15 protein-coding genes and 1 pseudogene are annotated in these 22,068 nt (G+C 68.9%); 11 read left to right on the top strand and 5 right to left on the bottom strand.

All coding sequences use genetic code 11. The annotated features are described in order from the left end of the window. Positions 1-175 precede the first annotated feature (175 nt). Both ahpF and ahpC read right to left on the bottom strand, forming a co-directional pair. The gene (gene ahpF, locus VV867_RS02455) at positions 176-1,741 is read right to left on the bottom strand and encodes an alkyl hydroperoxide reductase subunit F (RefSeq protein ID WP_328565542.1); all 1,566 of its coding nucleotides are present in this window, start codon (positions 1,739-1,741) and stop codon (positions 176-178) included. Between the two features lie 135 nt (positions 1,742-1,876). Next, positions 1,877-2,440 carry an alkyl hydroperoxide reductase subunit C gene (gene ahpC / locus VV867_RS02450; protein ID WP_037016170.1) on the bottom strand — a complete coding sequence of 188 codons (564 nt, stop codon included), beginning with the start codon at positions 2,438-2,440 and terminating at the stop codon, positions 1,877-1,879. A 434-nt stretch (positions 2,441-2,874) separates the two neighbouring features. Here ahpC and xdhA point away from each other — a divergent pair, with 434 nt between their 5' ends. From xdhA to VV867_RS31115, 5 genes and pseudogenes are all read left to right on the top strand, one after another. Next, positions 2,875-4,299 (top strand): xanthine dehydrogenase small subunit, encoded by a 1,425-nt coding sequence (gene xdhA / locus VV867_RS02445; RefSeq protein ID WP_328565541.1) that lies wholly within the window; start codon positions 2,875-2,877, stop codon positions 4,297-4,299. Next, a complete protein-coding gene (gene xdhB, locus VV867_RS02440; protein WP_328565540.1) occupies positions 4,292-6,898 on the top strand; it encodes a xanthine dehydrogenase molybdopterin binding subunit in 2,607 nt (868 codons plus the stop codon). Before xdhA ends, xdhB begins: the two co-directional genes overlap by 8 nt. Then, entirely contained in the window at positions 6,895-7,731 is an 837-nt protein-coding gene (gene xdhC, locus VV867_RS02435) for a xanthine dehydrogenase accessory protein XdhC (RefSeq protein ID WP_328565539.1), read from the top strand. Before xdhB ends, xdhC begins: the two co-directional genes overlap by 4 nt. A gap of 237 nt (positions 7,732-7,968) precedes the next feature. After that, positions 7,969-9,030, top strand: a pseudogene (locus VV867_RS31120) (HAMP domain-containing protein); the annotation flags it as partial. A gap of 129 nt (positions 9,031-9,159) precedes the next feature. Further along, positions 9,160-9,897 (top strand): methyl-accepting chemotaxis protein, encoded by a 738-nt coding sequence (locus VV867_RS31115; protein ID WP_442964996.1) that lies wholly within the window; start codon positions 9,160-9,162, stop codon positions 9,895-9,897. A gap of 1,246 nt (positions 9,898-11,143) precedes the next feature. Here the strand turns inward: VV867_RS31115 and VV867_RS02425 are convergent. Together VV867_RS02425 and VV867_RS02420 are read right to left on the bottom strand one after the other, a co-directional pair. Further along, positions 11,144-11,734, bottom strand: coding sequence for an IMPACT family protein (locus VV867_RS02425; RefSeq protein WP_328565537.1), 591 nt, complete (start codon positions 11,732-11,734; stop codon positions 11,144-11,146). Further along, positions 11,731-12,399 (bottom strand): TetR/AcrR family transcriptional regulator, encoded by a 669-nt coding sequence (locus tag VV867_RS02420; RefSeq protein WP_328565536.1) that lies wholly within the window; start codon positions 12,397-12,399, stop codon positions 11,731-11,733. Before VV867_RS02420 ends, VV867_RS02425 begins: the two co-directional genes overlap by 4 nt. 447 nt (positions 12,400-12,846) lie before the next feature. On the opposite strand from VV867_RS02420, the gene VV867_RS02415 reads away from it, so the two are divergent. Beyond that, entirely contained in the window at positions 12,847-14,151 is a 1,305-nt protein-coding gene (locus VV867_RS02415) for a CitMHS family transporter (RefSeq protein ID WP_328565535.1), read from the top strand. Between the two features lie 18 nt (positions 14,152-14,169). Then, the gene (locus VV867_RS02410) at positions 14,170-14,937 is read left to right on the top strand and encodes a TerC family protein (RefSeq protein WP_328565534.1); all 768 of its coding nucleotides are present in this window, start codon (positions 14,170-14,172) and stop codon (positions 14,935-14,937) included. A 4-nt stretch (positions 14,938-14,941) separates the two neighbouring features. Here VV867_RS02410 and VV867_RS02405 read toward each other — a convergent pair whose 3' ends face one another. Next, positions 14,942-15,433: an LEA type 2 family protein gene (locus VV867_RS02405; protein WP_109934094.1), complete on the bottom strand. Its 492-nt coding sequence runs from the start codon at positions 15,431-15,433 to the stop codon at positions 14,942-14,944. Between the two features lie 423 nt (positions 15,434-15,856). Between VV867_RS02405 and VV867_RS02400 the strand changes: the two genes are divergently transcribed. The 4 genes from VV867_RS02400 (at position 15,857) to VV867_RS02385 (ending at position 21,884) form a co-directional block, all read left to right on the top strand. After that, positions 15,857-17,572: a Na/Pi cotransporter family protein gene (locus VV867_RS02400; protein ID WP_109934093.1), complete on the top strand. Its 1,716-nt coding sequence runs from the start codon at positions 15,857-15,859 to the stop codon at positions 17,570-17,572. Between the two features lie 95 nt (positions 17,573-17,667). Continuing rightward, positions 17,668-17,991: a hypothetical protein gene (locus VV867_RS02395; protein WP_328565533.1), complete on the top strand. Its 324-nt coding sequence runs from the start codon at positions 17,668-17,670 to the stop codon at positions 17,989-17,991. Positions 17,992-18,144: 153 nt separating this feature from the next. After that, the gene (locus VV867_RS02390; protein ID WP_328565532.1) at positions 18,145-20,325 is read left to right on the top strand and encodes a putative bifunctional diguanylate cyclase/phosphodiesterase; all 2,181 of its coding nucleotides are present in this window, start codon (positions 18,145-18,147) and stop codon (positions 20,323-20,325) included. Beyond that, positions 20,322-21,884 (top strand): methyl-accepting chemotaxis protein, encoded by a 1,563-nt coding sequence (locus VV867_RS02385; RefSeq protein ID WP_328565531.1) that lies wholly within the window; start codon positions 20,322-20,324, stop codon positions 21,882-21,884. The genes VV867_RS02390 and VV867_RS02385 overlap by 4 nt, the downstream gene beginning before the upstream one ends. Positions 21,885-22,068: the final 184 nt, after the last annotated feature.

Below are 22,068 nucleotides of genomic sequence, written 5' to 3'. Positions count from 1 at the left end.
GGCTGAAACCACCCCCTCCTCTCGGCACGGACAAGCTCCCTCTCCCTTCAGGGAGAGGGCTGGGGAGAGGGAGCCCAACTCAACCCCGAACACCATCGACCCCAAGCAAAACACCCAAAAAGAAAAACGCCCGACTCACTCAAGTGAGCCGGGCGCTTCTACTATCGCAAGGTCATCAAGCCGGCGCAGAACTACGGATCAGGTGATCAAAGGCCGACAGCGACGCCTTCGCCCCCTCCCCAACCGCGATCACGATCTGCTTGTACGGCACCGTAGTCACGTCGCCAGCAGCGAAGATGCCCGGCAGCGAAGTCTCGCCGCGCGCATCGACGATGATCTCGCCGCGCGGGGTCAGCTCGATGCTGCCCTTGAGCCATTCGCTGTTGGGCAGCAGGCCGATCTGCACGAAGATGCCTTCCAGCTCCACCGACTTGAACTCTTCCGAGTTGCGGTCCTTGTAGACCAGGCCGGTGACCTTCTGGCCGTCGCCCTTCACTTCGCTGGTCAGCGCGCTGGTGATCACGTCCACGTTCGGCAGGCTGTACAGCTTGCGTTGCAGCACGGCGTCGGCGCGCAGCTTGCTGTCGAACTCCAGCAGGGTCACGTGGGCGACGATGCCGGCCAGGTCGATGGCCGCCTCGACGCCGGAGTTGCCGCCGCCGATCACCGCCACGCGCTTGCCCTTGAACAGCGGGCCGTCGCAGTGCGGGCAGAAGCACACGCCCTTGGCCTTGTATTCCTGCTCGCCGGGCACGCCCATCTCGCGCCAGCGGGCGCCGGTGGCGAGGATCACGGTCTTGGCCTTGAGGCTGCCGCCGCCCTCGAACTTCACTTCGTGCAGCTCGCCGGCATTCTTCGCCGGGACCAGCGCGCTGGCGCGCTGCAGGTTCATGATGTCGACCTCGTACTGCTTCACGTGCTCTTCCAGCGCGCGGGCCAGTTTCGGGCCTTCGGTCTCCTTCACCGAGATGAAGTTCTCGATGGCCATGGTGTCCAGCACCTGGCCGCCGAAGCGCTCGGCGGCGACGCCGGTGCGGATGCCCTTGCGGGCGGCGTAGATGGCCGCCGCGGCGCCGGCCGGGCCACCGCCCACTACCAGCACGTCGAAGGCTTGCTTGGCGGCCAGCTTCTCGGCTTCGCGAGCGGCGGCGCCGGTGTCGATCTTGGCGAGGATTTCTTCCACGCCCATGCGGCCCGCGCCGAAGACTTCGCCGTTGAGGTAGATGCTCGGCACCGACATGATCTGGCGGCGCTCGACTTCGTCCTGGAACAGCGCGCCGTCGATGGCGACGTGGCGGATGTTCGGGTTGAGCACGGCCATCAGGTTCAGCGCCTGGACCACGTCCGGGCAATTCTGGCAGGACAGCGAGAAGTAGGTTTCGAACTCGAACTTGCCCTGGATGCCCTTGACCTGCTCGATGACCTCGGGCTCGAGCTTGGACGGGTGGCCGCCGACCTGCAGCAGCGCCAGGATCAGCGAGGTGAATTCGTGGCCCATGGGGATACCGGCGAAACGCAAGCCGATGTCCGCGCCCGGGCGGTTCAGCGAGAAGGACGGCACGCGCTCGTCGCTGCCATCTTCGCGCAGGGTGATCTTGTCGGTCAGGCCGACGATGTCGTGCAGCAGTTCGCTCAGCTCGCGGGATTTGTCGCTGTCATCGAGGGACGCGACGATCTCGAACGGCTGGGTGACCTTTTCCAGGTAGGCCTTCAACTGGTTTTTAAGATTGGCGTCCAACATGAGTTCAGCTCCTGCGAAATTCGGGCAAAAGGGTTCCCGCGGCGGACGCTGTGCGTCCGCCCTGCACGCTTGCGGGTAGGCTTTGGGCAGGGCGGGCGGCCCTTGTGGGGGCCGTCCGCCGGGGAGGGGTGTTGCTTAGATCTTGCCGACCAGGTCCAGGGACGGGGCCAGGGTCTTCTCGCCTTCCTTCCACTTGGCCGGGCAGACTTCGCCCGGGTGGGCAGCGGTGTACTGGGCAGCTTTCAGCTTGCGCAGGGTCTCGCCGACGTCACGAGCGATCTCGTTGGAGTGGATTTCGACGGTCTTGATCACGCCTTCCGGGTTGATCACGAAGGTGCCGCGCAGGGCCAGGCCTTCTTCCGGGATGTGCACGCCGAAGGCGTTGGTCAACTGGTGGGTCGGGTCGCCGATCAGCGGGAACTGGGCCTTGCCCACGGCCGGGGAGGTTTCGTGCCAGACCTTGTGGGAGAAGTGGGTGTCGGTGGTCACGATGTAGACTTCGGTACCAGCGTCACGGAAGGCAGCGTAGTTGTTGGCGGCGTCTTCGATCTCGGTCGGGCAGTTGAAGGTGAAGGCTGCCGGCATGAAGATCAGGACCGACCACTTGCCCTTCAGGGACTGCTCGGTGACTTCGATGAACTTGCCGTTGTGGAAGGCGTTGACCTTGAACGGTTGGACTTGGGTGTTGATCAGGTTCATTCGGCATTCCTCGTAGAGATGGGTTGATCGAATTGGTTATGAAATTCGACGTGGGCAAGATTATCCGCTATTAGCCCGCTTGGCCCATTGATTTAGGCCATCAAACAAATTGGCTTTATCTATCAGCGGAACTATAAAAGGAAGAGCTTCGCTATCGATGAGCGGGCCCTCCTCCATCCTGCACCCTGCTCAAGACCAGCGCGTGACACCACCGTTCAATGCCCGTGCCGGACGTGCCCGCAGCGGCCGGCGGAGGTGGAGCCGGGGCGCTTTCCTGGCCGGCTGGTCAACAGGCGCCGCGAGCTATGCTTTGCTTAGGGAGCAGCCCTTTCGGCTGGCAGAGTTCGTGCATTACCTGACCACATGGACAGCTTCAGCGCCGCGTCGGGCCCGCCTCCCGGCAGCCGGTCCGGCGCGCGCCAGCGAGGTTTCGCATGATCCAGTTCCTGCTCGACGACGAACTGCGCCAGGTGGACGGCCTGGCACCGGAAACGAGCCTGCTCGAGTACCTGCGCACCCGGCTGGGGCGCACCGGCACCAAGGAAGGCTGCGCCTCCGGCGACTGCGGCGCCTGTACCCTGGTGCTGGCCGAACCCGAGGGCGACGGCCTGCGCTACCGCGCGGTGAACGCCTGCATCACTCCGCTGGGCTCGCTGCACGGCCGCCAGTTGCTGACGGTGGAGAACCTCGCCGACGACGAACGCCTGCACCCGGTGCAACAGGCCATGGTGGACTGCCATGGCGCGCAATGCGGCTTCTGCACGCCGGGCATCGTCATGTCGCTGTTCGCCTGGCGCCATGCGGCCTGCGCCCATGACCGCGAGAGCGCGCTGACGGCCCTGTCCGGCAACCTGTGCCGCTGCACCGGCTACCGGCCGATCCTCGAAGCCGCCCGGCGCATCGCCGGCGAAGCCCGGGGCGATCGCTTCGCCGCCGCCGAACGCGCTACCGCCGGGCGCCTGCGCGCCCTGCCCGCCGGCGCCAGCCTCGACAACGGCGAGCAGCACGCCTGGCTGCCCACCTCGCTGGAAGAACTGGACCGCCTGTTGATGGATCATCCACAGGCACGGCTGGTGGCCGGCGCCACCGACCTGGCCCTGGAAGCGACCCAGGCGCTGAAGGGCTTCCCGCAGCTGATCCACCTGGAGCGCGTGGCCGAGCTGCGGCGCCTGGAGGAACACCCCGGGCACCTGCTGATCGGCGCCGCGCGGCCCTACGCCGACTGCCAGGACGCGCTGCGCGCCTTCCCCGGTGTGCCCGCGCTGCTGGAGCGCCTGGGCTCGCTGCAGATCCGCCAGCGCGGCACCCTGGGCGGCAACATCGCCAACGCCTCGCCCATCGGCGACATGCCGCCGGTGCTGCTGGCCCTGGACGCCCGCCTGCGCCTGCGGCGCGCCGGGCAGATGCGCGAAGTGCCCATCGACGGCTTCTTCACCGGCTACCGGCAGAGCATCCTGCAGCCGGGCGAATACATCGAGGCGGTAGTTATCCCCAGGCTGGGCGAGGGCCAGTCATTGCGTGTGGACAAGATATCCAAGCGCCGTGACGACGACATCTCCGCCCTGTGCCTGGCCCTGCGCCTGGACTTCGACGAGCAGGGCCGGGTGCGCGAGGCGCGCCTGGCCTGCGGCGGCATGGCCGCCACTCCGTTGCGCGGCCGGCGCACGGAAGCCGCGCTGGCTGGCCGGGCGTTCGACGCCGCCGCCGTGGCCGCGGCCCAGGCCGCCCTGGCCGAGGACTTCCAGCCCATCGACGACCTGCGCGCCAGCGCCGCCTATCGCCTGAAGGTGGCGCAGAACCTGCTGCAGCGCGCATTAGTGGAATACACCGTAACCCCCGCGGAGGTGCGCCATGCGTAGCCTGCCTCCCCTGGCCGCCAACGGCGGCGCCAGCGAAGCCCGCAGCGCCGGCCAGGCCCGGCCCCACGACAGCGCCGAGCTGCACGTCAGCGGCGCGGCGCGCTACGTCGACGACATCAAGGAACCCCGCGACCTGCTGCACGCCGCCGTCGGCCTCACGGACATCGCCTGCGGGGTTATCCACAGCCTGGACCTGACGGCTGTGCGCAACGCCCCCGGCGTGGTCGCCGTGCTGACCCTGGACGAGGTGCCCGGCCACACCGACATTGGCCCGGTCTTCCCCGGCGACCCGCTGCTGGCCGGCGAGCGGGTGAAGTACCACGGCCAGGCGCTGTTCGCCGTGGCGGCGGAAACCCAGCTGCAGGCCCGCCGCGCCGTGCGCCTGGCGAAGGTCGAATACGCCGAGGAAACCCCGCTGCTCGACCCGCTGCGGGCCAAGGCCGAGGAACGCTTCGTGCGCCCGCCGCACTTCATGCGCCGCGGCGACGCCGGGCACGGCCTGGCCGCCGCGCCCTACGTGCTGCAGGCCAGCCAGTTCGTCGGCGGCCAGGAGCATTTCTACCTCGAAGGGCAGGTGTCCATGGCCGTGCCCACCGACGATGGCGGCATGTTCGTGTTCACCTCCAGCCAGCACCCCAGCGAGGTGCAGAAGCTGGTGGCCGAGGTGCTGGCCATGCCCCTGGCCAGGGTCACGGTGGAAGTGCGGCGCATGGGCGGCGGCTTCGGCGGCAAGGAGACCCAGGCCGCGCCCTGGGCCTGCCTGGCCGCGCTGCTGGCGGCGCGCACCGGACGCGCGGTTAAGCTGCGCCTGCCGCGCGCCGAGGACATGCGCGCCACCGGCAAGCGCCACCCCTTCCACAACCGCTACCAGGTCGGCTTCGACGCCGAGGGCCGGCTGCTCGCCGCGCAACTGGAAGTGGTGGGCGACTGCGGCCACTCGCCGGACCTCTCCGACGCCATCGTCGACCGCGCCATGTTCCACGCCGACAACGCCTACTTCATCCCCGACGTGGCCATCGCCGGCTACCGCAGCTTCACCAACGTCGTCTCGCACACGGCCTTCCGCGGCTTCGGCGGGCCCCAGGGGATGATGCTGATCGAACGCGCCATGGACGACATCGCCCGCGCCGTCGGCCAGGACCCGCTGGACGTGCGCAAGCTCAACCTCTACGGCGGCAGCGGCCGCGACCTCACGCCCTACCACCAGCGCGTGGAACACAACCTGCTGGGCGAGCTGATCGAACGCCTGGAAGCCAGCAGCGACTACCGCGCCCGCCGGGCCACCATCACCGCCGCCAACGCCGCCAGCCCGGTGCTCAAGCGCGGCCTGGCGCTGACTCCGGTGAAGTTCGGCATCAGCTTCACCGCCCAGCACCTGAACCAGGCCGGCGCGCTCATCCACCTGTACACCGACGGCAGCATCCAGCTGAACCACGGCGGCACCGAGATGGGCCAGGGCCTGAACGTCAAGGTGGCGCAGATAGTCGCCGAGGAATTCCAGGTGCCCCTTGAGCGCGTGACCATCACCGCCACGCGCACCGACAAGGTGCCCAACACCTCGCCCACCGCGGCCTCCAGCGGTACCGACCTGAACGGCATGGCCGCCCGCGACGCGGCCCGCACGCTCAAGGCGCGGCTGGCGGAATTCCTCGCCGCGCGCGAGGGCGTGGCGCTGCAGGAAGTGCGCTTCGCCCACGGCCAGGTGCAGGTCCGCGACAAGGCGCTGGACTTCGCCGAGGTGGTGCAGGCCGCCTACTTCGCACGGGTGCAGTTGTCCGCCACCGGCTTCTACCGCACGCCGAAGATCCACTACGACCGCGCCACCGGCCAGGGCCACCCGTTCTTCTACTTCGCCTACGGCGCGGCGGTGTCCGAGGTGGAAGTGGACACCCTGACCGGCGAGTACCGCCTGTTGCGGGTGGACATCCTGCACGACGTCGGCCGCAGCCTTAACCCGGCCATCGACATCGGCCAGATCGAGGGCGGCTTCGTCCAGGGCATGGGCTGGCTGACCTGCGAGGAACTGAAGTGGGACGCCAGGGGCCGGCTGCTCACCACGGGGCCGGCGACCTACAAGATCCCGGCGGCGAGCGACGTGCCCGAGGACTTCCGCGTGGCCCTGTTCGACCGGCCCAACGAAGAGGACAGCGTGTACCTGTCCAAGGCGGTGGGCGAGCCGCCGTTCATGCTGGCCATCTCGGTGTGGTCGGCCCTGCGCGATGCCATCGCCAGCCTGGCGGACTATCGGGTGAGCCCGACGCTGGACACCCCGGCGACGCCGGAGCGGGTGCTGTGGGCCTGCGAAGCGTTGAAGGGGCGGGCTGTGGATAGTTCGCTGGAGGACGCGTCATACCCTCACCCTAGCCCTCTCCCGGAGGGAGAGGGGACCGTTTCGCGTAAAGCGAAACAACGGAGTCAGCCGGACACTGTGGATAACAGGAAAACTCCCAATCTTCCTGCACACACCGAACTAGCCCCCTCTCCCTTCATGGGGGGGACGCCTAGTCAGAGGGCTGGGGAGAGGGAACCCACCTCACCCACAACGCCGAAACATCCAACCAACACCATCAACCCACCCCCCCAGGACCTCACCCCATGACCCCCACCTGGATGGACGCCATCGCCCGCCTGCGCGACGGTGCCGAGCCCTACGTACTGGTCACCGTCATCGGCGTCCAGGGCTCCACCCCGCGCGAGGCCGGCTGCAAGATGCTGGTCACCGCCGACGCCTGCTACGACACCATCGGCGGCGGCCACCTGGAACTGGCCGCCACCGAGCACGCGCGCCAACTGCTGCTGGCCGGCAAGGACGCCCAGAGCCTGGAGCACTTCCCCCTGGGCGCACGCCTGGGCCAGTGCTGCGGCGGCCGCGCCAGCCTGCTGTTCGAATGCTTCGCGGTGCGCGGGCCGCAGGTGCTGCTGTTCGGCGCCGGCCACGTCGGCCGCGCCCTGGCGCCGCTGCTGGCGGGCCTGCCGCTGCGCCTGGAGTGGGTGGACAGCCGCGCCGCGGAATTCCCCGCCGAGTTACCCACAGGGGTGCGCTGCAGCCTGCTGGACGATCCGTCGGAGGCTGTGGATAAGGCGCCGCCGGGCAGCTACTACCTGATCATGACCCACAACCACCCGCTGGACTACGCACTGGCCGAAGCGGTGCTCAAGCGCGGCGACGCCGGCTTCCTCGGCATGATCGGCTCGCAGACCAAGGCCCAGCGCTGCCGCATGCGCCTGGAACAGCGCGGCTTTTCCACAGCCGCCATCGAAACCCTGTACTGCCCCATCGGCCTGCCCGAGGTACCCGGCAAGCGCCCGCTGGAGGTGGCCATCGCCGTGGCCGCCCAGGTCATCGCCCGCTATCACCAGGACGCCCCGCCACGCACCACCCGCAGCGGCGTCGAATGGAAAGCCCTATGCACCGAGGCAAACCGCACGTAGGGCGAATAACCGTTCGCGGTTATCCGCCGCTACACCGCCCTCATGCCAAGCGCCTCGGCCAAGGCCGGAGCGCATCCGATACCGGGATCAACCCCTATCCGCCCAGCCCACGCCGAAAAACCTGACCAACGGGACAACAGTTTCCCGCCTCCTGGCCGATAACTCTTCCGGCCCCGTCCACACGCCCCGCATCCCACCCGCGAAAGGATTCGCCGCGCGACACGAGGACAACAACAAATGCGCCTTCGCAGCATCCAGACCCAACTCATCCTCAGCATGGGCGCCGCCCTGCTGCTCAGCCTGCTCATCGTGCTCGGCCTCTACGCCGTGCTGGTCAACCGCCTGAGCGAGCGCTACCTGCTCGAACAGGCGCTGCCGGCGAGCATCCAGGCCATCGCCAACGACTTCGAGCGCCGGCTCACCGGCCCGCTCACCGCCGCCACCGGCATCGCCGACAACAGCCTGGTGCAGGACTGGCTGGCCGCCGGCGAGGACCCGGCGCGGCAGGCCGACTTCGTCCGCTACCTGGGCGGCATCCGCGCCTCGCAGCAGGCCTTCGCCGCGCTCATCGCCAGCCAGGCCAGCGACGCCTACTATAGCGACAAGGGCAAGGAGCGCACCCTGTCCCGCGGCAACCCCCAGGACGTCTGGTATTTCAACTTCATCGGCAGCGGCCGGCCGCAGGTGCTGAACATCGACACCGACGTCGGCAGCGGCGAACTCACGCTGTTCATCGACCGCCGCGTCGAGCGCGACGGCAAGCTGCTGGGCATCGCCGGCCTGGGCCTGCGCATGGACGAGCTGTCGAAACTGATCCGCGACTTCCGCTTCGGCCAGTCCGGCCACGTGTACCTGGTGAAGAACGACGGCCAGGTGCAGATCCACCCCGACCCGGCCCGTGCCCGCGGCAAGGCCCTGGCCGACCTGGTGGGCGGCGACGCGGCCCGGGCGCTGCTCGGCCAGCCGGGCTTCCACAGCAGCCGCTTCGAACGCGATGGCGAGGACTACCTGGCCGCCAGCCTGCCGCTGCGCGACCTCGGCTGGACGCTGGTCAGCGAGGTGCCGGAGGCCGAGGTCTACGCCGACGCGCGCCAGGCCCTGCGCCTTTCCGGCCTGGCCGGCGCGGCGGTGGCGCTGCTCTGCCTGGGCCTGGTGGTGGTGCTGGCCCGCGGCCTGGTGCGGCCGATCCGCCAGGTGACCACGGCGCTGCTGGACATAGGCGCCGGCGGCGGCGACCTGACGCGCCGCCTGGACGACTCCCGCGCCGACGAGTTGGGCGACCTGGCCCGCGGCTTCAACCGCTTCCTCGAAGGCCAGCGCCAGCTGATCGGCGCCGTGCTCGCCACCAGCCAGCAGTTGCAGCGCAGCGTGGCCGAGGTGGCGCGGGTTGTGGATAACACCGCGGAGCACGCCAGCCGCCAGCAGGAGATGACCGACATGGTGGCCACGGCGGTGAACGAGATGGGCAGCACCGTGCAGGAAATCGCGCGCAACGCCGAGCAGGCCGCCAGCGCCTCGCAGCAGGCCCGTGGCGAAGCCGGCCAGGCGCGCCAGGTGGTGGGCGGCTCGCTGCAGCATGGCGAGCGCATGTCCGCCGAGATCGGCCAGGCCGCCGAGGCGGTGAGCGACCTCGCGGCGCAGGTCGCGACCATCGACCAGGTGCTGGCGGTGATCCGCGGCATTTCCGAGCAGACCAACCTGCTGGCGCTCAACGCCGCCATCGAGGCCGCGCGCGCCGGCGAGCTGGGCCGCGGCTTCGCCGTGGTGGCCGACGAGGTGCGCACCCTGGCCGGGCGCACCCAGGGCTCCACCGACGAGATCCAGGCGATGATCCAGCGCCTCAAGCAGGGCGCCGAGCAGGCGGTCAGCTCCATGCACTCGGGCCAGGCGGCCACCGGCGAGGGCCTGGCCGCCAACCAGCGCGCCGGCGCCTCGCTGGGCGCCATCGCCGACCAGGTGGAGCGCATCAGCGACATCAACCACCAGGTCGCCGCCGCCACCGAGGAACAGAGCGCGGTCACCGAGGAAATCAACCGCAACGTCCAGGGCATCGCCGACCTGGCCCGCGCCACCGCCGGCGAGGTGCACCAGGGCCGCGAGCAATGCCACGCCCTGCGCGGCCTGGCCGACGACCTGCAGCGGCAGATGGGGCAGTTCCGCTTGTGACGCCGCAGTTGGACGTAGGGCGTATAACGCTCCGCGTTATACGCCGTTTGACCTTGGTGCCAGGCGCACCTCGGATTTGGCCCCGGAGCGCCTGTCCGGGGCGCTTCGGGTTCGGGCCAGAGGCCGGGCATGAGGGCGGTGTAACGGCGTATAACCGCGAACGGTTATACGCCCTACGCTGTGGTTGGGCCTGATGTAGGGCGTATAACGCTCCGCGTTATACGCCGTTTGACCTTGGCGCCAGGCGCGCCTCGGAGCTGGCCCCGAAGCGCCTGTCCGGGGCGCTCCGGGTTCGGACCAGAGGCCGGGCATGAGGGTGGTGTAACGGCGTATAACCGCGAACGGTTATACGCCCTACGCTGTGGTTGGGCCTGATGTAGGGCGTATAACGCTCCGCGTTATACGCCGTTTGACCTTGGCGCCAGGCGCGCCTCGGATTTGGCCCCGGAGCGCCTGTCCGGGGCGCTTCGGGTTCGGGCCAGAGGCCGGGCATGAGGGTGGTGTAACGGCGTATAACCGCGAACGGTTATACGCCCTACGCTCCTGTTATCCACTGTTGAAAAGGGGTTTTCGCTGTCCACAGGCGACAGGCTTCCACAGGGAGGCTCCATAGGCGCTTTTTTGCCTCTTCGATTTGTGGATACCCTTCTGCAACCCAGCAATTTCGGGGCTTTCTGCTCGAAAAACGTACAGATTTCGCCAAGCGGCGGCAGTTCTGGCATCAGAAGTTTTCCCCAGAGGATATCCACAACGCTGTCCACGGCCTCTGTGAGCAATCCATTCGCCTGGCCGTGGAAAGCCCGATTCCGCTGGCCTCTCCGCAGCTTTTCCCCTGCCCTGCATAAGTGCCGTCTTCAGCGTGGTTTTCCACCAGGATATTCACAGCTTGCCAAGGGCTTATACCGGGCTTGTCCAGGGTCCTTTTCAGATGCTGCCAAGCCCAGCCTAAGGCCTTGAATTACGTGGCTTTCAGGTCATTGCAGAGCAAAAAACGTACAGCCTCGCGCAGCCCCCGGATTACCTGCTTCCGAAGGCTTCATCGACAGTTTTTCCACAGCCTTGCCCACGCTATCCGGGGATAGCCGGAAACGGCCTTTTGCGGGGTTTGGACAAATTCTGCGCAAAGCCTTGCAGGCCACGGTTAGCGTGGCCTGGAGCGGAGGGGGCACAGTTTGTCCACAGGATGCCGCACAGGAACCGGGGACAAAAATCCACCGCCGGTGGAAAAGCCCTGGGGATAATTGCTTCAGTCGTCGAGGCGGGTGGCGCGGATGCGGCCGCGGCTGAGGTCGCCGAGCAGGCGTTGCAGCTCCTCGACCTTGATATCGGGCAGGCTCAGGCGGATATCCACACCCTCGGCGCCGTAGGCCTCGTCCTCGATGCTCGCGCCCAGGGCGAGGATGCGTGCCTTGAGCAGCGCGTGCTCGGCGAAGCCGCAGGCGAAAGCCAGGCGCGTGCTGGGCACCAGCTCGATGCGCGGGGCGTCCTGCAGGCACTTGGCCGCGCAGCCGCCGTAGGCGCGGACCAGGCCGCCGGTGCCGAGCTTGATGCCGCCGAACCAGCGGCTGACCAGCACCACCACGCGGTCCATGGCCTGGCCCTCGATGGCCGCGAGCATCGGCCGCCCGGCGGTGCCGCCGGGTTCGCCGTCGTCGCTGAAGCGGTATTGCGCGCCGAGCTTCCAGGCCCAGCAGTTGTGCCCGGCGCTGGCGTCGCGGTGGGCGGCAAGGAAGGCCTGGGCCTCGGCCTCGCTGGCGATGGGCGCGGCCAGGCAGGTGAAGCGGCTCTTGCGGATGTCCTCGGCGTAGCTGGCCGGGCCGGCGAGGGTGAAGCTCATGTCGTGGCCGGCGGCGTCAGCCCGCAGCCCTTGAGGATGATGCGGATGAGGTTGTCGGCGGCCTCGCTGAAGTCCTGCCGGGACATGCGCTTGCGCCCGGTGACGAAGGCGATCTGGGTGGCGAAGTCGGCGTAGTGCTGGGTGCAGCCCCAGAGCAGGAAGATCAGGTTGACCGGGTCCACCGGGTCCATCTTGCCGGCGGCGATCCAGGCCTCGAACACCGCCGCGCGGCCTCGGAACCAGGCGCGGTAGTCCTGGTTGAAGTGGCTGCTCAGGCACTGCCCGCCGCTGATGATCTCCATGGCGAAGATCCGCGAGGCCAGCGGGTGGCGACGGGAGAACTCCATCTTGGCGCGGATGTAGCCGGCCAGGGCGGTGGCCGGGTCGTCCTCGGCGCTGAGATGGTTGAAGGTGCTGTCCCAGAGGTCGAGGATGTTGCCCAGCACCGCGGTGTAGAGCCCCAGCTTGTTGCTGAAGTAGTAGTGCAGGTTGGCCTTGGGCAGGTCGGCGCGCAGGGCGATGGCGTTCATGCTGGTGCCCTTGAAGCCGTGGCGGGCGAACTCTTCTTCGGCGGCGGCGAGGATGACTTCCTCGTTCTTCTGGCGAATGCGGCCGGCGGGCTTCTCGGAGCCTTCGGCGAGGTGGGCTGGCACTGGGAAAGTCATACGGCGTATCCATGGCTTCAGCGAAAGGGCGAAGCATGGATAACCCAGGCGGGGCGGGGGATTCAAGCGAATCCGGCGTTTTTCCCGGGGTGCACCGCAACGGGGCGGGAAAATCCCCCGGGGGGGGCCCTTTCCTGTAGGAGCGAGCTTGCTCGCGAACGGGGATTTCCCGGCGGCTGTGGTGCCATGCGGTTCGCGAGCGAGCTCGCTCCTACGAAGAGCCGGTCCGGAAACATCCAGAAACATCACCTCTTCACCGACGATCGCCGCCTTTTCCCGCGAAAGCCTGCTGAAAGCTTGAGCCCCTAGCATCCGCCCTCCCCTCCGCTGCCCGGCGGCGGGCTATCCGCACAAGAACAACACGGGTGATGCCATGACACGCTTGAACCGCCGCTCCGCCCCGTCCCTGCCCGGCCACCCGCCGCGCTGACCCGACGGAGGCCTCCGATGCTGACCTTCCTCGCCTTCGCCATGGTGGCGACCTTCATGCTCCTGATCATGACGCGGCGCCTCTCGGCGCTCATCGCGCTGATCCTGGTACCCATCGCCTTCGCCCTGCTCGGCGGTTTCGCCGCGGGCCTGGGGCCGATGATGCTCGACGGCATCCGCACCCTGGCGCCGACCGGGGTGATGCTGATGTTCGCCATCCTCTACTTCGCCATCATGATCGACTCGGGGCTGTTCGACCCGGCGGTGCGCAAGATCCTGCGGCTGGTCAAGGGCGACCCGCTGAAGGTCTCGCTGGGCACCGCGGCCCTGGCGATGATCGTCTCCCTCGACGGCGACGGTTCCACCACCTACATGATCTGCGTGGCCGCGGTGCTGCCGCTGTACCAGCGCCTGGGCATGAGCCCGCTGCTGATGGCCTGCCTGATCATGCTCTCCAGCGGCGTGCTCAACATGACCCCCTGGGGCGGCCCCACCGCCCGCGCCGCCAGCGCCCTGCACGTGGACCCGGCGGACATCTTCGTGCCGATGATCCCGGCGATGGTCGCCGGCCTCGCCACCATCTTCGCCATCGCCTGGGTATACGGCAAACGCGAGCGCGCACGCCTGGGCCAGCTGCACCTGCCCGGCGAGCACCTGGACGCGGCCGAGGTCAGCGTCTCGCAGTACCCCGACGCGCGGCGGCCGAAGCTGCTGTGGTTCAACGGCGCGCTGACGCTGGTACTGATGGCCACGCTGATCGCCGGGCTGCTGCCGATGCCGGTGCTGTTCATGATCGCCTTCGGCATCGCCATGATCGTCAACTACCCGTGCATCCTCGAGCAGAAGAAGCGCATCGGCGCCCATGCCGAGAACGTGCTGGCGGTGGTCTCGCTGATCTTCGCCGCCGGTGTGTTCACCGGCATCCTCTCCGGAACCGGCATGGTCGAGGCCATGTCGAAGAGCCTGCTGGCGGTGATCCCGCCGGCGCTGGGGCCGTACCTGGCGACCATCACCGCGCTGGTCAGCCTGCCGTTCACCTTCTTCATGTCCAACGATGCCTTCTACTACGGCGTGCTTCCGGTGCTCACCCAGGCCGCCGCGCAGTACGGCATCACCCCGGTGGAAATGGCCCGCGCCTCCATCGTCGGCCAGCCGGTGCACCTGCTCAGCCCGCTGGTGCCCTCCACCTACCTGCTGGTGGGCCTGGCCAAGGTGGACTTCGGCGACCACCAGCGCTTCACCCTGCGCTGGGCAGCGCTGGTGTGTCTCGCTATCCTCGCCGCCGCCCTGCTGCTGGGGCTGTTCCCCCTGTTCAACGACTGAAGACTGGTAGACCCGTAAATGGAATGGCTGACCAACCCGGAAATCTGGGTCGCGCTCCTCACCCTGACCGCCCTGGAGATCGTCCTGGGCATCGACAACATCATCATGATCTCCATCCTGGTGGGGCGCATGCCCAAGGCCATGCAGGCGCGCACGCGGCTGTTCGGCCTGGCCCTGGCGATGGTCACGCGCATCCTCCTGCTGCTGTCGATCACTTGGGTGATGCGCCTGACCGCCGACCTGTTCAGCGTGCTCGGCCAGGGCATTTCCGGGCGTGACCTGATCCTGTTCTGCGGCGGCCTGTTCCTGCTGTGGAAGAGCAGCAGCGAGATCTACCACGGCCTGGAAGGCGAGGACGAGACCGATCAGCAACCGGACCCGAAGAGCCTGCTCGGCGGCTTCCTCGGCACCATCGTGCAGATCGCCATCATCGACATCGTGTTCTCCCTCGACTCGGTGATCACCGCCGTGGGCATGGTCTCCAACGTGCCGGTGATGGTCGCCGCCATCGTCGTCGCGGTGCTGGTGATGATGCTGGCCTCCGGCGCCATCAGCGCCTTCATCGACAAGCACCCGTCGCTGAAGATGCTGGCGCTGTCGTTCCTCATCGTGGTCGGCACCGTGCTCATCGCCGAAGCCTTCGAGGTCCACGTGCCCAAGGGCTACGTCTACTTCGCCATGGCCTTCTCGCTGGCGGTGGAAGCGCTGAACATCCGCATGCGCACGGCGCGCGGGCGCAAGCCGGTCGAGCCGGTGCAGCTGCGCCGCGACATCCCCGGCCAGTAGCGCCCTAGAGCGTCGGCAAGGGCGCCCCGGCCGGCCACTCCAGGGTGCCCTTGTCGCTGAAGCGCACGGTGCCGAACAGGCCGCCGCCGAGCTTGCCGCTGATCTCGTAGGGCATGCCCTGGCGCGGCGGCGCGTTGCCCAGGCCCCAGGCCTGGCGCACCAGGCGGAAGGCGGAGATGCTCACCGGCACGCTGAGCACCGCCTCGCCGAAGCGCGGCACCTGCCCGCGCTGGTCGCTCACCCCGCTGGCCAGCGGGCGGCCGTTGACGCTCAGGTCCAGGGCCACGCCGTCGTAGTCGATGTCCCGGTCGTTGGGGTTCTGCACCCGCAGCTTGACCGCGAAACGCGCCTCCATGCCCTGCCCGGCCAGGGGCTCCAGGCCCACCAGGTCGATCTTCAGCGGGTCGTTGCCGAACAGGCTGGCGCAGGCGCCCAGGCCCAGGGTCAGGCCGAGGGCGAGGAACAGGCGCAGGGTGGCGAGAAGGCGCTTGGGCATCGGGGGTTTCCGCTGGCGGTGGTGTCCGGGGCAGTCTAGCCCGCGGGGATGGCCGGGAGGAACCGCGGTTCGGATACCCCTTGTAGGAGCGGGCCCTGCCCGCGATTCGCGCGCAGGGCGCGCTCCTACAGGGGAATGGCGGGGGTAGCCAGCGTAGGAGCGGATCTCATCCGCGAATCGCGCCGATATTTCCGGCTATCGCGGACAAGGTCCGCTCCTACGATCGTGATTTTCCGGGCATCCCTGCAAAACCCCGCCGCAGGGGCTTTACTGAAGGTAAACACCCCGGCGAATCAGCATCTTGTCGAACCCTCGCGGGACTGCGTGGGTCTACTATGACATTTAGATGACAGAAAAATCGGCCAGAGTCGTCCCACCGCGCAGTCACGCCAGGGCGGCCATGCAGTAACGAGGGGGGCCGCCATGCTGACATTGCTCAACCTGCTTTCCGCCGTCGCCTTGCTGGTGTGGGGCACGCACATCGTGCGCACCGGCATCCTCCGGGTGTACGGCAGCGACCTGCGGCGCATCCTCAGCCGCAGCGTACAGAAACGCCCGCTGGCCTTCGCCGCCGGCATCGGCGTCACCGCCCTGGTGCAGAGCAGCAACGCCACCGCGTTGCTGGCCACCTCCTTCGTCGCCAGCGGGCTGATGGCGCTGGCCCCGGCGCTGGCGATCATGCTCGGCGCCGACGTCGGGACGGCGCTGATGGCGCGGGTGCTGACCCTCGACCTGTCGTGGCTGTCGCCGCTGCTGATCTTCTTCGGGGTGATCTTCTTCCTCACCCGCAAGCAGACGCGCCTGGGCCAGCTGGGCCGGGTGTTCATCGGCCTGGGCCTGATCATCCTGGCGCTGCAGCTGATCGTCGAGGCCGCCGGGCCCATGACCCAGGCCAAGGGCGTGAAGGTGCTGTTCTCCAGCCTCACCGGCGACGTCATGCTCGACGCCCTGACCGGCGCGCTGTTCGCCATGATCTCCTACTCCAGCCTGGCCGCCGTGCTGCTCACCGCGACCCTCGCCACCTCCAAGGTGATCTCGCTGAAGGTCGCGCTGTGCCTGGTGGTGGGCGCCAACCTGGGCACCGGCATCCTCGCCCTGATCGGCTCCAGCTCGCAGAACGCCGCCGGCCGCCGCGTGGCCCTGGGCAGCCTGCTGTTCAAGGTCGCCGGCTGCGTGCTGGTGCTGCCGCTGATCGGTCCGCTGGCGCAGTGGGTGGACGGCTGGCCGTTCCGTACCCAGGAGCTGGTGATCGCCTTCCACGTGCTCTACAACTCGGTGCGCTGCCTCGCCTGCCTGCCGCTGACCACCCAGATGGCCGCCTTCTGCACGCGCATCATGCCCGACCGCGCCACCCCCGAGGACCGCGTGCGCCCGCGCCACCTCGACCCGGCGGCGCTGGACACGCCGAGCCTGGCGCTGGTCAACGCGGTGCGCGAGACGCTGCGCATGGGCGACATCGTCGAGCAGATGCTGACCAACCTGCTGCAGGTGACCCGCGCCGGCGACCCCTTGCTGGGCAAGGAGATCCGCAAGCTCGACGACGATGTCGACGCGCTCTACACGGCGATCAAGCTGTACCTGGCGCGCATGCCCCGCGAGGACCTGAGCGAGCGCGACAGCCGGCGCTGGGCCGAGGTCATCGAGCTGGCCATCAACCTGGAGCAGGCCGGCGACATCATCGAGCACATGCTCAGCGCCGTGCAGGACAAGAAGACCTCGCGCAGCCGCTCCTTTTCGGACAACGGCCTGGCCGAGATCACCGCGCTGCACAGCCAGCTGCTGGTCAACCTGCGCCTGAGCCTGTCGGTGTTCCTCAACGGCGACCAGGAAGGCGCGCGGCGCCTGCGCCGGGCCAAGCAGCGCTTCCGCCTGCAGGAACGCCGCTACGCCCACGCCCACGTCGACCGCCTGCGCCAGCAGGTGGTGCAGAGCATCGAGACCAGCTCGCTGCACCTGGACCTGATCGCCGACATGAAGCGCCTGAACTCGCTGTTCTGCGCCATCGCCTACGCCGTGCTGGACAACCCCGAGGCCGGTGCCGGCGAGGAGCACGAGGACGACTACGTCGAGGAGGCCCTGGAAGCCGCCGCCCAGCCGCCCAGCCACGACGTGCCGCCGGGCTCCAGCGCGGCCAGCTGAGGCGCGGCAGGTCGCCGCGGGACTGATCCGCGTCAATGCCCGGGCATGGCGTTCGGCTAGGGTGGTGGCCCTTTGCCACCCACGAGCATGACGCCATGACCCTTAGCCGGCTGCCGGCCCAGTTATTGGTGACTTCCCAGGACGAGGACGTGGCGCGCCAGGTGCGCGCCCTGCTCGCCGTCTACCAGGTACCCTGCGCGGTGCTCGCCGGCCCCGGCGATTGCGAGCAGGCCCCGCTGTGCCGTTGGTTCAAGGACGCCGCGCTGAGCGACACCGCGCGCCTGCACGCCCTGCTGGCCGACGCCGTCGGCGTGCTCGAGCGCAGCCGCCACGCCTTCCGCTCGCGCGAGCTGGGGCAGCTGCGCCGGCGCCTGGAGGCCGCGCTGCGGGAGTTGTCCGCCTCCCCGCCGATGGTGTAAAAAACCCCGACCAGTGTTCCGCCAACGCGGAAGCCGGCTTTGCCGGGCAGGACGCCAAGGGCCTGCAAGACAAAGCGCCGTGCCTGTCGCCGAATCCATCGTGCGACGGGCGCGGCGCTTTTTTCATGCCCGCAGAAAAACAAGGAGGCAAGCATGGGCCTGGGACCGAAGCTCGACCACATGCTCGACCGCATAGGCCTGTCGCCGGCGGAGATCGACCAGCGCCTGCGCTACCTGCACTGGCAGGCGGCCGACGAGCGGTGCCTGCAGCAGGCCGCCGACGACCGGGGCGACAACCACCTGCGCTTCATCGAACAGCTCTACGAGCACCTCGGCCAGTTCCCGCCGCTGGCGGCCATCCTCGCCGAGCCGGCCACCCTGCAACGCCTGAAGCGCAGCCAGGCACAGTATTACGAGCAGCTCTGGGAAGCCTCGCAGGACGCCGGCTATGTGCGCGACCGCCTGCGCATCGGCCTGGTCCACCAGCAGGTGGGGGTGGAGCTGAAGTGGTACCTGGGCGCCTACCGCCTGTACCTGCAGCACATGCTCGACGAGCTGCTCGGCGCGACAGAGGGCGTGCAGGTCTTCTCCAGCCTGCTCAAGCGGGTGTTCTTCGACATGTCGCTGGCCATCGACACCTACGGCGCCGCCCAGCGCCAGGCCCTGGAGGAAAGCGAGGCGCGCTTCGCCCGAGCCCTGCGCGGAGCCAACGACGGCATCTGGGACTGGGACCTGGCCAACGACCGGCTGTACGTCTCCGAGCGCTGGACGCGCATGCTGGGCCTGAACCGCGACAGCCTCGGCGAGGGCAGCGCCAGCTGGTTCGCCCGCGTCCACCCCGACGACCTGCCCGGCCTGCGCCAGGCCATCGACGCCCACCTGCGCGGCAGCGCCGCTCTGCTCAACCATGAGTACCGCATCCGCCAGCGCGACGGCGGATACCTCTGGGTGCTGGCCCGCGGGGTGATCACCGACGGGCGCATGGCCGGCTCGCAGAGCGACATCAGCCAGCGCAAGGCCAGCGAGCACCAGCTCAGCCATGCCGCCCGCCACGACCCGCTGACCGGCCTGGCCAACCGCCTGCGCCTGGACGAACTGCTGCAGCAGGCCCTGCAGCGCCAGGGCCGCCCCGGCGCGCGCGAGGCAGGGCTGCTGTTCATCGACCTGGACCGCTTCAAGCTGATCAACGACAGCCTCGGCCACGGCGTCGGCGACCGCGTGCTGGTGGAAGTGGCCCAGCGCCTGTTGCGCTGCCTGCGCCCCGGCGACCACCTGGCGCGCTTCGGCGGCGACGAGTTCGTGGTGCTGCTGGACGACATGGCCAGCCTGGCCGACGCCGAGCAGGTCGCCCAGCGCATGCTCGACTGCCTGCACCAGCCGCTGCACCTGGACGGCCGCACCCTGGTGGTCAGCGCCAGCATCGGCATCACCGGGCTGATCGCCGAGGGCCAGGCGATCGACACCCTGCAGGCCGCCGACCTTGCCCTGTACCGCGCCAAGGAGGCCGGCAAGGCGCAGTACGCGCGCTTCTCCAGCGAGCTGCAGGCCGCCGCGCAGCGCCGCCTGGAACTGGAGAGCGCGCTGGGCCAGGCGCTGGAGCGCGGCGAATTCAGCCTGCATTACCAGCCGATCCTGCGCATCGACGTCGACCCGCCGCGGCGCGTCGCGGTGGAAGTGCTGCTGCGCTGGCAGTGCGACGGCCAGCCGGTCTCGCCGCTGCAGTTCATCCCGGCGCTGGAGGAGTCCGGCGAGATCGTCCGCGTCGGCGACTGGGTGCTGCGCGAGGCCTGCCGCCAGACCCTCGCCTGGCAGCGCGAAGGCCAGAGCTGGCTGTACTGCTCGGTGAACCTGTCCATCCGCCAGCTGCAGCAGCCGGGCTTCGCCGAGCGGGTGCGGCAGATCCTCGCCGAGACCGGCCTGGCGCCGCAGAGCCTGCTGCTGGAGATCACCGAGAGCCTGATGATGCAGGACGGCGCCGAGACCCTCGCCTGCCTGCGCGAGCTGGCCGCCCACGGCGTGCGCCTGGCGCTGGACGACTTCGGCACCGGCTACTCGTCCCTGGGCTACCTCAAGCGCTTCCCGCTGGACATGCTGAAGGTCGACCGCAGCTTCATCGGCAAGGTCCCCGGCGACCCCGAGCTGAGCGCCATCTGCCGCGCCATCGTCGGCCTGGGCCGCAGCCTCGGCCTGGAAGTGGTGGCCGAGGGCGTCGAGCACCCCGAGCACCTGGAATTCCTGCGCAAGGAGGGCTGCCGCTTCGCCCAGGGCTTCCTGTTCAGCCCGCCGCTGCCACCCCACGCCCTGTACCCGGGGCCCATGGAGACCCACCGATGAAGCTCAACCTGCCGGTCAGCGGGCGCCAGGTCGAGGTACCGGCCAGCGCCAACATCCTCTCCACCACCGACCTCAAGGGCGCGGTCAGCCATGTCAACCCGGACTTCCTGGCCATCAGCGGCTTCACCGCCGAGGAACTGCTGGGGCACAACCACAACCGCGTGCGCCACCCGGACATGCCGCCGGCCGCCTTCGCCCACCTGTGGCGGACGCTGCAGGCCGGGCGCAGCTGGATGGGCCTGGTGAAGAACCGCTGCAAGAACGGCGACCACTACTGGGTGAGCGCCTTCGTCACACCGATCCGCCATGACGGCAAGGTGGTGGAGTACCAGTCGGTGCGCACCCGCGCCAGTGCCGCCGAAACCGACGCCGCCGAGCGCCTGTACGCCCGCATGCGCGGTGGCTGGCTGCCGCGCCGGCCACGCCTGGGCCTGTTGCCGCGGCTGCTCGCCGGCCTGGGCCTGGCGCAGGCCCTGGGCGCGCTGCTGGCATATCTGCTGCCCGTGCCCTTGGCCTTCGGCCTCGCCCTGCTGCTTTCCGGTGCCTGGCTGGCACACCAGCTGCAACCGCTGAAGCCCCTGCTGGCGCGCGCTCGACAGGTCGCCGACAACCCGCTGAGCCAGCGCCTGTACAGCGGCCGCGTCGATGAATTCGGCGAGCTGGACTTCGCCCTGCGCATGCTGGAAGCCGAGACCGGCGCGGTGGTCGGGCGCATGGCCGAAGCCTCGCGCCAGCTCGCCGAACACGCCGGGCAACTGGCCGGCACCGTGGCCGACAGCAGCGCCGGCACACGCCGCCAGCAGCAGGAGACCGACCAGGTGGCCAGCGCCATGCAGCAACTGGCGCAAAGCGTCCAGGAAGTGGCGCGCCACGCCCAGCACAGCGCGGTGGCGGCGCAGTGCAGCGAACGGGTGACCCAGGCCGGCCAGGGCGAGGTGCAGGCCACCCGCGGCCAGCTCGCCGCCCTGGAAGACGCGGTACGCCGGGCCAGCGAGGCGGTGGAGCAGCTGCACGGGCACAGCGAGGGCATCTCGCGGATGCTGCAGGTGATCCAGGAAGTCGCCGGGCAGACCAACCTGCTGGCGCTCAACGCCGCCATCGAGGCGGCCCGCGCCGGCGAGGCCGGGCGCGGCTTCGCCGTGGTGGCCGACGAAGTCCGCGCGCTGGCCTCGCGCACCGCCGACTCGGCGCTGGATATCCACAGGCTGGTGGGCGACCTGCAACGCGGCGCCGGCGCCTCGGTGCAGGCCCTGCGCCACAGCTGCGAACAGGCCCACACCAGCCTCGACCAGGCCGGCCGCGCCGCCGGCACGCTGGAGGAAATCGCCGGGCAGGTCTCGGCGATCCAGCGCATGAGCCTGGAGATCGCCGGCGCCATCGAGGAACAGGGCTGCGCCAGCGAGGAGATCGAACGCAGCCTGCTGGCCATCCGTGAGTCGGCCGACGGCAATGCCGCCAGTGCGAGCCATAGCCAGGCCAGTGCGGCGCGGGTGGCGGAGTTGGCGGCGGGGTTGAGGATGATGGCGGGGCATTTCTGGGAAGGGCGGCGCAACGCTTGAATAAGGGCGCTGCTCTTCGTAGGAGCGAGCTTGCTCGCGAAGGGTGTTTCCTGGGAGCTGCAGGTGTTGGAGTTCAGAGCGCCCTCTCCCTAACCCTCTCCCTGAAGGGAGAGGGGACCGTTGGGCAGATACTGATATTTCGGCGTTAGCCGGCTTGTACCGAGTATCCGGCTGACACCAAATC

Source organism: Pseudomonas sp. JH-2 (assembly GCF_036231725.1).
GTDB lineage: Bacteria > Pseudomonadota > Gammaproteobacteria > Pseudomonadales > Pseudomonadaceae > Pseudomonas > Pseudomonas delhiensis.
The sequence above is the reverse complement of the archived record's forward strand: the minus strand, read 5'-3'. Positions and strand labels throughout refer to the sequence as shown.